Below are 15,154 nucleotides of genomic sequence, written 5' to 3' on the forward strand. Positions count from 1 at the left end.
CTCGCGATCGTCACGACTTCTTGCCTGGGAACTTGAGCTTGGACAGGTCGAAGTCCGCCAACCCCGGCGGCAGCTCATTGAGGCCCTCCGGCATGTGCGACAGGTCGGGGAACCCGGCCGGCATGCCGGGCATCCCGGCGCCGAGCGGGTTGCGGACCTTGGGCGGAGTCGGACCGCGTCCGCCCTTCTTGCCCTTCTTGCCCTTGGCGCCCTTGGCCTTTCGGGTCGCCGATTTGCGGCCCATGCCGGGGATGCCCATGCCGCCGAGCATCGACGACATCATCTTGCGGGCCTCGAAGAAGCGGTCGACCAGCTGGTTGACGTCGGACACCGAGACGCCGGACCCGTTGGCGATACGCAGCCGCCGCGAGGCGTTGATGATCCTCGGGTCGGCCCGCTCCTCGGGCGTCATGCCGCGGATGATGGCCTGCAAGCGGTCGAGTTGCTTGTCGTCGACCTGGGCCAGCGCGTCCTTCATCTGTCCGGCCCCGGGCAGCATGCCCAGCAGGTTGCCGATCGGACCCATCTTGCGGATGGCGAGCATCTGCTCCAGGAAGTCCTCGAGCGTCAGCTCGCCGGTGCCGATCTTGGCGGCGGCGGCCTCGGCCTGCTCGGCGTCGAAGACCTGCTCGGCCTGTTCGATCAGGCTCAGCACGTCGCCCATGCCCAGGATGCGGCTGGCCATCCGGTCGGGGTGGAAGACGTCGAAGTCCTCCAGCTTCTCGCCGGTGGAGGCGAAAAGGATTGGGACGCCGGTCACCTCGCGGACCGACAGCGCGGCGCCACCGCGGGCGTCGCCGTCGAGTTTGGTCAGCACGACGCCGGTGAAGCCGACGCCCTCGCGGAAGGCCTCCGCGGTGGTGACGGCGTCCTGCCCGATCATCGCGTCGAGCACGAACAGGACCTCGTCGGGGTTGACGGCGTCGCGGATGGCCGCGGCCTGGGCCATCAGCTCCTCGTCGATGCCCAGGCGCCCCGCGGTGTCGACGATGACGACGTCGTGGTGCTTGGCCCGAGCCTCGGCAAGGCCGGCGGCCGCCACCGCGACCGGGTCGCCGGGCCCGGATTCGGGGGATTCGCCGGGATGGGGCGCGAACACCGGCACGCCGGCGCGCTCGCCGACGACTTGCAGCTGGTTCACGGCGGCCGGCCGCTGCAAGTCGCAGGCCACCAGCAGCGGGGTGTGTCCCTGGCCGCGCAGCCAGGCGGCCAGCTTGCCGGCCAGCGAGGTCTTTCCGGAACCCTGCAGACCGGCGAGCATCACCACGGTCGGCGGTGTCTTGGCGAACGCCAGCTGGCGGGTCTCGCCGCCGAGGATGCCGATGAGCTCTTCGTTGACGATCTTGACGACCTGCTGCGCCGGGTTGAGCGCACCGGAGACCTCGGCACCCCGGGCGCGGTCCTTGATCCGGGTGACGAAGGCCCGGACCACGGGCAACGACACGTCGGCTTCCAGCAGCGCCAACCGGATCTCGCGGGTGGTGGCCTCGATGTCGGCGTCGGTCAGTCGACCCTTGCCGCGTAGTCCCTGAAGTGCACCGGTCAACCGGTCGGACAGCGATTCAAACACCCCGCCAGCCTAGTGGTTGTATGGGTTGGCCGGCTCGGCGCCGTCGGTCGACCGCGACACATAAACGGCTGCGACGACGCGCCGGGACAGTCGCAATGGTTTATATCTGGCGAACGGGCACCGGCGCAGGCGAGCGCGCTATTGAATGGGCTGATGCTCGAGGTGATCGACAAAGGATCCTGTACCCGAGACCATCCGGTGCCGCTGCTGTTCGTGCACGGCGGCTGGCACGGCGCGTGGTGCTGGGAGCACTTCCTGGACTTCTTCGCCGACGCGGGCTATCGCGCGGTCGCGATGAGCCTGCGCGGGCACGGGGGCAGCCCGACGGCCAAGCCGCCGCACAAGGTTTCCATCGCCGACTACATCGAGGACGTCGGTTCGGTCGCCGACGAACTGGGCGGCGGGCCGGTGCTGATCGGCCATTCGCTGGGCGGCTTCGTCGTCCAGCGCTACCTCGAAGACCGCAGCGCGCCGGCGGCGGTGCTGGTGGGCTCCGTCCCGCCGCAGGGCGTGCTCACCTTGGCGTTGCGGGTCTGGCGCCGCCGGCCGTCGATGACCATGGAGGCCTGGAGCGATCGCACGTTGCTGCGATTCCTCGCCACCCCGGCGCTGGCCCGCGAGTACCTGTTCTGCGCCGACACGCCCGAGGCCATCGTCGAATCCTGCAGGCAACGCGCCGGAGCCGAAAGCGTCCGCGCCGCCATGACCGATCCGGTGCTCCGCCGCGTCCGAACCCGGCGTGTGAGCACCCCGATCCTGGTCCTGGGCGCCGAGTACGACGGGTTCGTCAGCGTCGGCGAGGTACGCGCCACGGCGCGCGCCTACCGGACCGAGCCGCAGTTCTTCCCGATGGGACACAACATGATGCTCGAGCCGGGCTGGGCTGACGTCGCCGAACACATCCGCGGGTGGCTGGCCGCGCGCGACCTGGCGGGCCAGGCGCGCTAATCACGCTCGAGTCGCTACTGCGCCGAAAAGCGTTGGCGTGCTAGATTTCACAGCCATCGCCTAACCAGGCTGGCCACACCGAAAACTACAACCACCGGGGGGAAATGTCCGTGCAACCGCTCGCTCGCACGGAGACCTCCGTCGACGACAGCGGCGGCCGGGCGCTGCGCGGATGGCAGCGCAGGGCGCTGGTCAAATACCTCACCGGACAACCGCGGGATTTTCTGGCCGTGGCGACCCCGGGATCCGGGAAGACGACGTTCGCGTTGCGGGTGGCGGCCGAACTGCTGGGCCAGCGTGCCGTCGAGCAGATCACCGTCGTGGTGCCCACCGAGCACCTCAAAGTGCAATGGGCGCAGGCCGCCGCGCGGCACGGCATCGCGCTGGACCCCAAGTTCTCCAACTCCAACGCCCGCATGTCGGGCGAGTACCACGGCGTGATGGTCACCTACGCCCAAGTCGCCGCGCATCCGACGCTGCACCGGGTGCGCACCGAACAGCGCAAGACGCTGGTCGTCTTCGACGAGATCCACCACGGCGGCGATGCCAAGACGTGGGGTGACGCCATCCGTGAGGCCTTCGGCGATGCCACCCGCCGGCTCGCCCTGACGGGGACGCCCTTTCGCAGCGACGACAGCCCCATCCCGTTCGTGGCCTACGAATCCGGAGCCGACGGGGTGCGGCGTTCGCGGGCCGACCACACCTACGGTTATGCCGAGGCTCTGGCCGACGGGGTGGTCCGACCGGTGGTGTTCCTGGCCTACTCCGGCGAGGCCCGCTGGCGGGACAGCGCCGGCGAGGAGCACGCCGCGCGGCTGGGCGAGCCGCTGACGGCCGAGCACACGGCGCGGGCCTGGCGCACGGCGCTCGACCCCGCCGGGGAATGGATGCCGGCGGTGATCGCGGCCGCCGACCAACGGCTGCGCCAGAAGCGCGAGCACGTGCCCGACGCCGGCGGCATGATCATCGCCTCCGACCGCACGGCGGCCCGCGCCTACGCCGCCCTGCTGACGAAGCTGACCTCGGAGGCGCCGACGGTGGTGCTGTCCGACGATCCCGGTTCGTCCGCCCGCATCAGCGACTTCGCCGCCGGCACCAGCCGATGGCTGGTCGCGGTGCGCATGGTCTCCGAGGGCGTCGACGTGCCGCGGCTCTCGGTCGGGATCTACGCCACCAGCGCGTCGACGCCCCTGTTCTTCGCGCAGGCCATCGGCCGGTTCGTCCGGTCGCGCCGCGCCGGCGAGACCGCGAGCATCTTCCTGCCGTCGGTGCCCAACCTGCTGCAGCTCGCCAGCGAGCTGGAGGCCCAACGCAATCACGTGCTCGGGGAGCCGCATCGCCCGGCCGAGGACCCCCTCGACGGTGATCCGGCCACCAGAACGCAGACCGAGAAGACCGAAGCCGACAACGGCTTCACCTCATTGGGCGCCGACGCGGAGCTGGATCAGGTCATCTTCGACGGGTCGTCGTTCGGCACCGCGGCGCCGGCCGGCAGCGACGAGGAGGCCGACTACCTCGGCATCCCGGGCCTCCTCGACGCCGAGCAGATGCGGGCGCTGCTGCACCGCCGCCAGGACGAGCAGCTGCAGCGACGGGCCGCGCAGGGCGCGCCGGCCCCGGTGTCCGCGGCCCCGACGCTGCACGGTCAGCTGCGCGACCTGCGTCGCGAGTTGAACTCGCTGGTGTCGGCCACCCACCACCGCACCGGCAAGCCGCACGGCTGGATCCACAGCGAACTTCGCCGTCGCTGCGGGGGACCGCCGATCGCCGCAGCGACCCGCGAGCAGATCCAGGCGCGGATCGAGGCCCTGCGGCACCTCAACGCCGAGCACGCTTAGTCAACGCGAGGAACCTTCGCCGGCTTGCTGCGGCGAATAGTGTCGAGCGTGGTTCCCGCCGCGCCGCTTGGCCTCATACATCGCGGTGTCGGCATCGGCGACCAGCTGACGATAGGCTCGCTCGGCGTCGTCGCTGCCGACCTTGCTCAACGCCAGAGTCGCGGTTCCGATGCTGGCGGTCACCGACGATGCCGCCTCGGCCACCGCGCCACACAGTCGTCGACCCCACGCGAGAGGCTCTGCCGTCTTCACGATTTCGGCGACCAGAAATTCCTCTCCGCCCACGCGGCCGATGAGCGCGGTGTCCGTGCAGACGGTGGTCAATGCGCGAGCCACCGCTACCAGCGCCGCGTCGCCGGCCGCATGCCCCTGGCTGTCGTTGAGGTCTTTGAAGCGGTCCAGATCGATCATGGCCACCACCAAACAAGCATGGTTGGCACTGGCGATGATCCGCCCGACGATGGCTCGGTCGCAGGCCCGGCGGTTCAGCAGGCCGGTCAGCGGATCGCGGTCGGTTCGCAGCAAATCCATGCCCAACGCCCGCACGGCGGCCTGGATACCAAGTGGGACAATGACATTGAGTTCAAGTAGCAAGGAGTAGGCGTTGACGGCGAGCATCGACTGCCCGGCCGCCGCCAGGCGCGCCACCTCGATGGCGCCGACCGTTCCGGCCAGCACGAAATTCGGCGTCATGTACCTGGCCGTGTGGAAGAACGCGAGGTAGCCACCGGGGATCGCCAGCGCAGTGCACGCCATCAGGGCGACCAGTGGGTTGGCCTGCGACAGGGCGCCCGTGGCGATGCAGACGCTGCCGGTCATCGCTAGACGGATCGATTGGTGACGCGTGGGCCAGTTCGACAGCCACACCGCCGCGATGCTCAAGCCGACGATGCCGATCAGCACGGCGACCAGCAGAGTGACCGGCCGGAAGGGCCTCGGCCCCAACAGGACATCAGCCGGATAAAACGCGAGCGAAGCGGAGATCAACGCAAACATCCGGCGGGCCGCCGTACTCAGCCCCCGGGATTGCAGATAGCCGGTCAACCAATCAAAGTGGTCGGGCTGTCGCCACCACGCGGCCAGCCCCTTCATCGGTTGCCCTTCCACCGGCGTGTCCAGCGGCGGATTTGCCCCCCGACGCTTGGTCAGTTTTAACACGATCGGGGGGTCGGTGCATTGACCGCACGCGCGGGCTGTGAGCAAATGCTGCCAAGCGCGGACCCTTGACCGTGAAGGCTAGTCGCCGACCGGCTCTTGGAGCACTTCGACCGCGGGGCCACCCAACACGGCGAGCAAATGCTCTTCGATCGCGGCTCGCGCGTCGTGCTCGGCCTCGGCCGGGACCGACACGCAGAACACGTCCGCGGCCGTCGAACCGAACGTGTTGACCTTGGCCCAGACGATGTCGGCCCCCGCCTGTTCCAGCGCGCGGGTCAACAGCGCCAGCAGCCCCAGGCGATCCATGGCGCGGACCTCGAAGATCAACTGGCCGGCGGTCGCCGCGTCGAGCCACAGGATGCGCGGCGGGGCGGTCGACCGGGTGACGGGCACCCCGGCCTGAATCTCGCCTGCCCGCGCGGTCGCGGCGCTGACGGCGTCGCTGTCACGCTTCTCCAGCGTGCCCAGGACGTCGAGGTCACCGGCCAGGGCTCCGTTGAATTGTTGTCGCAGCAAACCTGATTCGGGCGGCGAACCGAACACCGGGGACACGACGAACTCGACGATGGCGACGTCCTCGTAAATGTTGGCCAACGCCGAATGGATTCGCAGCGAGTTCAACGCCAGCACCGCAGCGGCTTTCGACACCAGCCCCCGCTGGTTGGGCGCGATCATCACCGCGGTCAGGCGCTCGCGATCATTGGGTTTGATCTCCACGTGCACACCGCGGTCGGCCGCCAGCGAAAGGTGATGCGGCGCAATCGGTTCCGCCTCGGGAAGCGGCTCCCCCGCCATCACCAGCCGGCAGCGGCGGACCAGGTCCTCGATCAGGGAAGCCTTCCAGTCACTCCATACCCCGGGCCCGGTGGCCTTGGAGTCGGCCTCCGCCAGCGCCTGCAGCAGCTCGAGCAGCTGCGGATCGCCATTCAGCGCCGCGGCCACCGATTCGATGGTGTCGGGGTCGTTGAGGTCGCACCGGGTGGCCGTCACCGGCAGCAGCAGGTGATGACGGATCATGCCCGCGAGCGTGGCCGTGTCGTCGCTGGACAGGCCCAGCCTGTTGGCGATCGGGATGGCCAGTTCCGCGCCGAGCACGCAGTGGTCGGTACCGCGCCCCTTGCCGATATCGTGCAGCAGCGCGCCGAGCGCGAGCAAGTCCGACCGCGCCACGCGCGTGGTGAGCGGCGCGGCGTTGACGGTGGTTTCGACGATGTGCCGGTCGACGGTCCACTTGTGCGAGACGTCGCGCGGCGGCAGGTCGCGCACCGCGTCCCACTCTGGGAAGAGACGACCCCACAGCCCGGTTCGGTCCAGCGACTCGATGGTGTTGACCGTCGCGGGCCCGGCCAAAAGCACGACCAGCAGGTCGTCCAGCGCCTCCCGCGGCCACGGCGAGGGCAGGTCCGGAACGCTGTCGGCCAGCCGCTTGAGCGTGCCCGCACCCATGGGCAGGCCGGTGGCCGCCGACGCGGCCGCGACGCGCAGCACCAACCCGGGATCGGTCTGGGGGTGGGCGTCGCGGGCGAGCACCACCTCGCCGTCGTACTCGACCACACCCTCGTCCAACGGTCGGCGCCGCGGGCGTCGCACGAAAGCCGTGAGGCCGCGTCGGGGTAGCGCGTTCTGCGCGGTCCGCAGCCCGGTTTCGGCGTGGTAGGAGATCGTGCGGCTGGCGCTGGACAGCAAGCGGGACAACGCAAATCGATCCCCGACGCCCAACGCGGCGCTCACCTCGTCGGCGAACTGCGCCAGCAGTTGATCGCGTCCGCGCCCGGACACCAGGTGCAGTTCGGTGCGCACGTCGAGCATCGTCAGGTACGCGGCGTCCAGCGAGCCCCCCGGCGCGTCGGGATGGCCCATGCCGTGGCGGTCGATGAGCTGCGCGACGCCCAGCGCGTCGAGCAGTTGGACGTCGCGCAGGCCGCCGCGGCCCGACTTGAGGTCCGGCTCGGCCCGCTGCGCGATGCGCCAACACCGTTGCCAGCGTTCGTATGTCATCGCGACAAGCTCGTCCATGCGGGATCGAATCGCGCTGCGCCATTGGCGTCGCGCCCCGTCGATCAGTTCCGCCGACAGCCGCTCGTCCCCGGCGATGTGGCGCGCGTCCAGCATGCCCAACGCCGCCACAAGGTCGCTGTTGGCCACACCCAGGGCCCCCGGCACCGTCCGCACGCTGTGATCGAGCCGAACGTTGGCGTCCCACAACGGGTACCACAGACCGTCGGCGACCCGCTGCAGCACCTCATCAGACTTGTTGTCGTGCAACAACATAAGGTCCAGATCCGAATACGGCAGCAGCTCGCGCCTGCCCAACCCGCCGACCCCGACGACCGCGAAACCGCTGCCGTCGGTGATGCCGATCTCGTCGGCCTTGGCCACCAGCCAGGATTCGTGCAGCTCCAGCCAGGCCTTGCGCAGCTCCGCGGGACCAAGCTCGCGACCCTCAGACAGCAGTCGGCGCCGCGAGGCAGCCAAATCGGCTGCCCCGCCGGCGCTTTCTGTCCCCGCTTCAGATGGCCGGTCGAGGGGGCTGGTCATGCCCTCCCGGCCCGTCCGGCCTGGTTCAACGATGCGCGGCCACGGTCAGAGGGCATCGGTTCCGCGTTCACCCGTGCGCACCCGCACAATGGTTTCCACGGGGGTGACCCAGACCTTGCCGTCACCGATCTTGCCGGTCCGCGCCGCCCGGACGATGCTGTCCACGACCTTGTCCACGATGGAATCGTCGACCACGACCTCGATTCGCACCTTCGGCACGAAATCCACCGAGTACTCAGCACCCCGGTAAACCTCGGTGTGGCCCTTCTGCCGCCCGTACCCTTGGATTTCGCTGACCGTCATCCCCAGGACGCCCGCGTCCTCGAGGCTGGTCTTCACGTCATCGAGGGTGAACGGCTTCACGATTGCGGTGACTAGCTTCATGCCTGCTCTGCCTCCACTTTGTCGCCCACTCGATCCCCCTCCAGGCCGTTGCGGTCATCCACGGGAGTCCGCGCCGTCGGAAGGACGGATCCTTGCCCACCGATCGTTCCGAAATCGTACGCGCTCTCCGCGTGTTCGGCCTCGTCGATGCCGGTTGATTCTTCTTCGGCGGGGATACGCAGCCCGATCGTGTACTTGAGGATCAAGGCCAAGATCAGCGTGACGATGCCCGAGTAGAAGAGAACGGCGAAGGCGCCGACGGCCTGCCGTTCCAGCTGGGACCAGCCGCCGCCGTAGAACAGGCCCTTCGACACCCCGGTCACGCCGTTGATCGCCGTGCTCTCCGGCGCGGCGAGCAGGCCGACCAGCAGCGTGCCCGTCAAACCGCCGATCATGTGCACCCCGACCACGTCGAGCGAGTCGTCGAAGCCGAGCTTGAACTTCAGCCCGACCGCCAGCGCGCAGACGACTCCGGCCACCGCGCCGACGACGAGGGCGCCCAGCATGTTGACCGACGAGCAGGACGGCGTGATCGCGACCAGCCCGGCGACGATGCCCGACGCCGCTCCCAGCGTCGTGGGCTTGCCGTCGCGGATGCGCTCGGTCAGCAGCCACGCGAGCATGGCCGTGGCCGTGGCGACGGTGGTGGTCATGAAGGTGGAACCGGCGGAGCCGTTGGAGCTGGTCGCCGAGCCGGCGTTGAACCCGAACCAGCCGAACCACAGCAGACCGGCGCCGAGCATCACGAACGGCAGGTTGTGCGGCCGGAACAGCGTGGTGGGCCAGCCTTTACGCTTGCCCAGCACGATGGCCAGGGCCAGGCCCGCCACACCGGAGTTGATATGGACCGCGGTCCCTCCGGCGAAGTCGATGGCGTGCAGCTTGTTGTTGATCCAGCCACCGTGCTCGGACGCGAAGCCGTCCGCCGCGAACACCCAGTGTGCGACCGGGAAGTAGACCAGCGTCGCCCACAGACCGGAGAACACCAGCCACGCGGTGAACTTGAGCCGGTCGGCGACCGCGCCCGAGATCAGCGCGACGGTGATGATCGCGAACATCAGCTGGAAGGCCACGAAGACGGTCGCGGGCATGGTGCCCGCCAGCGGGATGTCCACCTGCGTGACACCCTTGCTCGGGTCCGCCTTGACGGCGTTGCCGCCGATCAGCTTTGCCAGGCCCCAGTAATCGGTCGGGTTGCCCACGACGCCGCCCCGGTCGTCGCCGAACGACATCGAGTAGCCGTAGAGCACCCAGAGCACTGTCACGACGCCCATCGCGCTGATGCTCATCATGATCATGTTGAGCACGCTTCTGGTGCGGACCATGCCGCCGTAGAAGAACGCAAGGCCGGGCGTCATCAACAGCACTAGCGCGGAACTCGCCAACATCCAGGCGGTATCGCCGGTATCGGGTTGGCCCAATTGCGGGAATGCCACTCGCTCACCTCCGGTCAGGACATGAATGGCCGTCAGGCGACGCCTGTGACCTGATCCAGAACCTTGCGCAATGGTTGTTTCCGCGATGGGGCCGCGGTGTTTCGGCGGTATTAACGTCCCGCTCGCCGTGTAAGCGGTTTCAGCCGAGCAGCGCGTCGACGAAGGCGCCCGGCTCGAACGGCGCCAGGTCGTCGGGTCCCTCCCCGAGCCCGACCAGCTTCACCGGCACGCCGAGCTCCTGTTGGACGCGGAATACGATGCCGCCCTTGGCCGTCCCGTCCAGCTTGGTCAGCACCGCGCCGGTGATCTCGACGACGTCGGCGAACACCCGCGCCTGTGCCAGGCCGTTTTGTCCGATGGTGGCGTCGAGCACCAGCAGCACCTCGTCAACAGCTGCGCGGCGGCTCACCACCCGCTTGACCTTATCGAGCTCGTCCATCAGCCCGACCTTGGTGTGCAGCCGGCCGGCGGTGTCGATCAGCACCACGTCGGCGCCCGCGGTGACGCCCTTGTCGACGGCGTCGAAGGCCACCGACGCGGGGTCGGCGCCTTCGGGCCCGCGCACCACCTCCGCGCCCACCCGGGAGGCCCAGGTCTGCAGCTGGTCGGCCGCGGCGGCGCGGAAGGTGTCGGCGGCGCCCAGCACGACGCGGCGCCCATCGGCCACCAGCACGCGTGCCAGCTTGCCGACGGTGGTGGTCTTTCCGGTGCCGTTCACACCGACGACCAGCAGCACCGACGGGTGGTCCGGATGCGGGAGCGCGCGGATCGAGCGGTCCATCTCGGGGTGCAGTTCGCGGATGAGCACGTCGCGCAGCACGGCCTTCGCGTCGGCCTCGGTGCGCACGTCGCTGCCGGCCAGGCGGGCGCGCAGCTGTGTCATCACCGAGTCGGTGACCACGGGGCCGAGGTCGGCGACCAGCAGGGTGTCCTCGACGTCCTGCCAGGCGTCCTCGTCGAGGTCGCCGCCGCCGATCAGGCCGAGCACGCTGCGTCCCAGCGCGTTCTGGGAGCGGGCCAGCCGGCCGCGCAGCCGCTCCAGCCGGCCCTCCGGCGGCGCGATGGCCTCGATCTCCGGGGCCTCGATCTCCTGGGCCTCGGGGGCCGCCGGCGGCGGCGCGGGCGGCGGTGGCTCGGGCGCCGGCGGCGGCTGCGGCGCTACCGGCGGCGGGGCGACGGTCTCCGGGGCCGGCGGTTCCGGGAGTTCGACCTCGGAGATCGTGCGCCGCGGCGCGTCGCGGGGGATGGTCGCGTCGTCGCCGACCGCGGGCAGGCCCGTGGTGTCGAGCCGATCGGCCTGGGTCGTTTGGCTGAAGGTGATGCCGGACGACGCCGTGTAACCGCCCGACCGGTCGATCGCGCCGGGCTCCGGCTTGGCCGTGAAGCTGATCCGGCGGCCGCGGTACCGCACCAGGCCCAGGACCAGCGCGGCGATGACAACCAGGACGGCGACGACCGCGATGGCGATCCAAAGACCTTGCGACACGCTCACATTGTTTCAAGCGGGCAGACGCTCAGCGGGCATCGGGTGCGCCTCCTGGGCGTCGGGCGTGATCCCGGGCGGAGAAATCGCCGCCGAAACCCCGCCGTCCGTGCACGCCGAACGCCGTCAGGTCACCCTCGAGCATTCCGGAGCGTCGTCGGATGCCTAGGAGGAGCTCGTGACCAGCTGCTCCACCTGCTGCCCGCGCATCCGCTGCGAGATCACCGCGGTGATGCCGTCGCCCTGCATGGTCACGCCGTAGAGGGCGTCGGCGACCTCCATCGTGGGCTTCTGATGCGTGATGATGATCAGCTGCGACCGCGCGCGGAGCAGCTCGAACAGGCTGATCAGGCGGCGCAGGTTGGTGTCGTCGAGCGCGGCCTCCACCTCGTCCATGATGTAGAACGGCGACGGGCGGGCGCGGAAGATGGCCACCAGCATCGCCACCGCGGTCAGCGCCTTCTCCCCACCCGACAGCAAAGACAGCCGGGTGATCTTCTTGCCGGGCGGGCGGGCCTCCACCTCGATGCCGGTGGTGAGCATGTCGTCGGGATCGGTCAGCCGCAGCCGGCCCTCGCCGCCGGGGAACAGCACGGTAAAGACTTCCTGGAATTCGCGTTCCACGTCGACGAACGCGTCGCTGAACACCTGCAGGATGCGGGCGTCCACGTCGGCGACGACGTCCAGCAGGTCCTTGCGGGCCGCCTTGACGTCCTCGAGCTGCGTGGACAGGAAGTTGTAACGCTCCTCCAGGGCGGCAAACTCCTCGAGCGCCAGCGGGTTGACCCGGCCCAGCTCCGCGAGCTCCCGCTCGGCGCGTTTGGCCCGCCGCTCCTGGGTGGCCCGGTCGTACGGCATCGGCGCAGGCGCGACCACCTGCTCGCCACGTTCGCGGGCCTGCTCGAACTCGGCCATCTCCAGCTCGGTGGGCGGCAGCGCCACGTCCGGCCCGTACTCGGCGATCAGGTCGGCCGGCGCCATCCCGAACTGCTCGAGCACCATCTGCTCGAGCTGCTCGATGCGCATCGCCGCCTGCGCGTTGGCCACCTCGTCGCGGTGCAGCGAGTCGGTGAGGGTGGCGACCCGGGCGCTGAGCGCGTTCACCTCGTCGCGCACCGCCGCCATCGCCGTCGCCCGGCCCTGACGTTCGGCCGCCAGCGCGTCACGGATCTTCGACGCCGCCCCGACCACCCCGTCCAGCCGCTGCGCCAGCAGCCGTCCGGCGTCGGCCACCGCCGCCGCGACAGCGGCCGCGCGCAGCCGGGCCTCGCGCGCCTGCTGGGCCCGCAGCCGCGCCTCACGTTCCGCGGCCGCGGCGCGGCGCAGGGAATCCGCTCGTCCGCGGACCGCGTTGGCCCGCTCCTCGGCGGTGCGCACCGCCAGCCGGGCCTCCACCTCGGCGCTGCGGGCGGCCTCGGCGGCGGCGGCGATCCGCTGCCGGACCTCGGCGTGGTTGGGCTCTTCGGCCTCGACGTGTTGCGTCTCTTGCGCGTTGCGCAGCCGGTTCTCCAGTGCCGTGACTTCTTCGACGGTCTGCGCGCGGCCGGCCTCGAGCTCCTCGCGCTGCCGCAGCAACCTGGTCCACTCGTCTTCGGTGGTGCGGGCTTCCTGGCCGAGCCGCCCCAGCTGCTCGTACATCGCCGAGATCGCGGTGTCGGATTCGTTGAGCGCGGCCAACGCCTGCTCCGCGGAGTCCTGGCGGGCGGCCTGCTCGGTCAGCGCGCCGGACAGCGCCGCGGTCAGCTGCGCGACCTGCGATTCCGCGGCGGCCAGCTCGCTGCCGGCCTTGTCGATTTCCGAGGTCACCTCGAGCGTGGACAGCTTGCGGTCGGAGCCCCCGCTGACCCAGCCGGCGCCCACCAGGTCGCCGTCGAGCGTGACCGCACGCAACCGCGGGCGCGCCGCCACCAGCTCGAGCGCCTGATCCAGGTCGTCGACCACCGCGACGCCCGAAAGCATCGCCGTGATGGCGCCGCGCAGCCGCGCGGGCGCCTCGATCAGGTCCAGCGCCCACAGGGCGGAGCCGGGCAACGCGTCGCGCGACGCGGCGTCGTCGGCGGGCCAATCGCCGAGCACCAGCGCCGCACGTCCGCCGTCGGCTTGCTTGAGGGCGGCGACCGCGGACCGGGCGGCGCCGAAGCTCTCGGCGGCCAGGGCGTCGGCGGCCGATCCCAGCACCGCGGCCAGGGCCGCCTCGTAGCCGGAGCGGACCTTGACCAGCTTGGCGATCGGCCCGAAAAGACCTGTCCCGACGTGATTTTCGGTCAGCCAGGCCGCGCCGTCCTTGCGCTCCAGCCCGACCGCCAGCGCGTCGATGCGGGCCCGCAGCGAGGCCACCCGGCGTTCGGCGTCGCGCTCGGCGGCCTGCAGTTCGGCGACGCGCGCGTCGGCCAACCGCAGGGCGGCCACGGTGCGCTCGTGGTGTTCGTCGAGGCCCACCTCGCCCTGATCCAGCTCGCCGACGCGGCCCTGCACGGTCTCGAACTCCGCCTTGGACTGCTGCGCGCGGGCGGCGGCCTGTTCGATGCGTTCGGACAGCCGGGCGACGCTGTCGTCGATGGATTCCACGCGCGCCCGCATGGTCTCCACCTGGCCGGCCAGCCGCGCGAGGCCCTCGCGGCGGTCCGCCTCGGCGCGAACCGCCGCCAGGTGGGCCCGATCGGCTTCGGCGGCCTCGCGCTCGCGCTCGCCCAGCTCGGCGCGGGCGGCATCGAGCCGCGTGCGCGTATCGGCCAGTTCGGCCAGCAATTGCCGCTCGGCGACGGCGACCCGCTCGGCCTCGGCTTCCAAAGCGTCGGGGTCGGTGTCGCTGGGCGGCGCCTGCTCGACGTCCAGATGTTGCGCGCGTTCGCTGGCGATGCGCACCGTCGCGGCCACCCGTTCGGCCAGCGCGGACAGCCCGAACCAGGTGTGTTGCACCGATTCGGCCCGCTGCGAGAGTTCGGCGACCGCCGCCTCGTGCGCGGTGAGCTCCTCGGACGCCACGGCCAGGCGGGCGGCGGCCTCGTCGTGCTCGCGGCGGATGGCGGCCTCCGCCTCGAAGATGGCGTCGCGCTCGGTCTGCCGGTTGACCAGGTCGTCGGCGGCCAGGCGCAACCGGGCGTCGCGCAGGTCGGCCTGGATGGTCTGGGCACGGCGCGCCACCTCGGCTTGGCGGCCCAGCGGTTTGAGCTGGCGGCGCAGCTCGGTGGTGAGGTCGGTCAGGCGGGCCAGGTTCGCCGCCATGGCGTCGAGTTTGCGGAGGGCCTTTTCCTTGCGCTTGCGGTGCTTGAGCACCCCGGCGGCCTCTTCGATGAAGGCGCGACGGTCTTCGGGTCGCGACTGCAGGATCTCGTCGAGCTTGCCCTGCCCCACGATGACGTGCATCTCCCGGCCGATCCCGGAGTCGCTCAGCAGCTCTTGGACGTCCATTAAACGGCAACTGGCGCCGTTGATTTCGTATTCGCTGGCACCGTCGCGGAACATGCGCCGGGTGATCGACACCTCGGAGTATTCGATCGGCAGCGCGTTGTCGGAGTTGTCGATGGTGACGGTGACTTCGGCGCGGCCGAGCGGGGCCCGCGACGAGGTGCCGGCGAAGATGACGTCTTCCATCTTGCCGCCGCGCAGGGTCTTCGCGCCCTGCTCCCCCATCACCCAGGCCAGGGCGTCGACGACGTTGGACTTGCCCGAACCGTTGGGCCCGACGACCGCGGTGATGCCCGGCTCAAAACGCAGAGTCGTCGGCGAAGCGAAGGACTTGAAGCCCTTCAGCGTCAGACTCTTGAGGTACACGGCGAGCCAGACTACCGCTCGAATC

The 15,154-nt window shown here is 70.3% G+C and carries 9 protein-coding genes; 2 read left to right on the forward strand and 7 right to left on the reverse strand.

What is annotated here, in order from left to right:
• Positions 1-10 precede the first annotated feature (10 nt).
• Positions 11-1,570: a signal recognition particle protein gene (ffh, locus tag ACEL92_RS18550; RefSeq protein ID WP_374022158.1), complete on the reverse strand. Its 1,560-nt coding sequence runs from the start codon at positions 1,568-1,570 to the stop codon at positions 11-13.
• Between the two features lie 153 nt (positions 1,571-1,723).
• On the opposite strand from ffh, the gene ACEL92_RS18555 reads away from it, so the two are divergent.
• Both ACEL92_RS18555 and ACEL92_RS18560 read left to right on the forward strand, forming a co-directional pair.
• Complete coding sequence (locus ACEL92_RS18555; RefSeq protein WP_374022159.1) at positions 1,724-2,518, forward strand: alpha/beta hydrolase; 795 nt, start codon at positions 1,724-1,726, stop codon at positions 2,516-2,518.
• Between the two features lie 104 nt (positions 2,519-2,622).
• Entirely contained in the window at positions 2,623-4,356 is a 1,734-nt protein-coding gene (locus tag ACEL92_RS18560) for a DEAD/DEAH box helicase (protein WP_374022160.1), read from the forward strand.
• On the opposite strand, the gene ACEL92_RS18565 is transcribed toward ACEL92_RS18560, so the two are convergent.
• The 6 genes from ACEL92_RS18565 to smc all read right to left on the reverse strand — a co-directional run bounded on the left by ACEL92_RS18565 (position 4,357) and on the right by smc (position 15,129).
• Positions 4,357-5,448: a diguanylate cyclase domain-containing protein gene (locus ACEL92_RS18565; protein WP_374022161.1), complete on the reverse strand. Its 1,092-nt coding sequence runs from the start codon at positions 5,446-5,448 to the stop codon at positions 4,357-4,359.
• A gap of 144 nt (positions 5,449-5,592) precedes the next feature.
• Positions 5,593-8,052 (reverse strand): [protein-PII] uridylyltransferase, encoded by a 2,460-nt coding sequence (locus ACEL92_RS18570; protein ID WP_374022162.1) that lies wholly within the window; start codon positions 8,050-8,052, stop codon positions 5,593-5,595.
• A 45-nt stretch (positions 8,053-8,097) separates the two neighbouring features.
• Entirely contained in the window at positions 8,098-8,436 is a 339-nt protein-coding gene (gene glnB / locus ACEL92_RS18575; protein WP_066952569.1) for a nitrogen regulatory protein P-II, read from the reverse strand.
• Positions 8,433-9,824, reverse strand: coding sequence for an ammonium transporter (locus tag ACEL92_RS18580; protein WP_374026266.1), 1,392 nt, complete (start codon positions 9,822-9,824; stop codon positions 8,433-8,435). The genes glnB and ACEL92_RS18580 overlap by 4 nt, the downstream gene beginning before the upstream one ends.
• 187 nt (positions 9,825-10,011) lie before the next feature.
• On the reverse strand, positions 10,012-11,358 hold the full coding sequence (gene ftsY / locus ACEL92_RS18585) for a signal recognition particle-docking protein FtsY (RefSeq protein WP_374022163.1): 1,347 nt from the start codon (positions 11,356-11,358) through the stop codon (positions 10,012-10,014).
• Positions 11,359-11,520: 162 nt separating this feature from the next.
• Positions 11,521-15,129, reverse strand: a complete 3,609-nt coding sequence (gene smc, locus ACEL92_RS18590; protein WP_374022164.1) for a chromosome segregation protein SMC — start codon at positions 15,127-15,129, stop codon at positions 11,521-11,523.
• Positions 15,130-15,154: the final 25 nt, after the last annotated feature.

The organism is Mycobacterium hainanense, assembly GCF_041890355.1.
GTDB lineage: Bacteria > Actinomycetota > Actinomycetes > Mycobacteriales > Mycobacteriaceae > Mycobacterium > Mycobacterium hainanense.

Bases quoted from the DNA above. Each gene is read 5' to 3' on its own strand.
- ACEL92_RS18555 (WP_374022159.1), top strand. From the start codon at position 1,724: ATGCTCGAGGTGATCGACAAAGGATCCTGTACCCGAGACCATCCGGTG.
- ACEL92_RS18560 (WP_374022160.1), top strand. From the start codon at position 2,623: ATGTCCGTGCAACCGCTCGCTCGCACGGAGACCTCCGTCGACGACAGC.
- ACEL92_RS18565 (WP_374022161.1), bottom strand. From the start codon at position 5,448: ATGAAGGGGCTGGCCGCGTGGTGGCGACAGCCCGACCACTTTGATTGG.
- ACEL92_RS18570 (WP_374022162.1), bottom strand. From the start codon at position 8,052: ATGACCAGCCCCCTCGACCGGCCATCTGAAGCGGGGACAGAAAGCGCC.
- glnB (WP_066952569.1), bottom strand. From the start codon at position 8,436: ATGAAGCTAGTCACCGCAATCGTGAAGCCGTTCACCCTCGATGACGTG.
- ACEL92_RS18580 (WP_374026266.1), bottom strand. From the start codon at position 9,824: ATGTTGGCGAGTTCCGCGCTAGTGCTGTTGATGACGCCCGGCCTTGCG.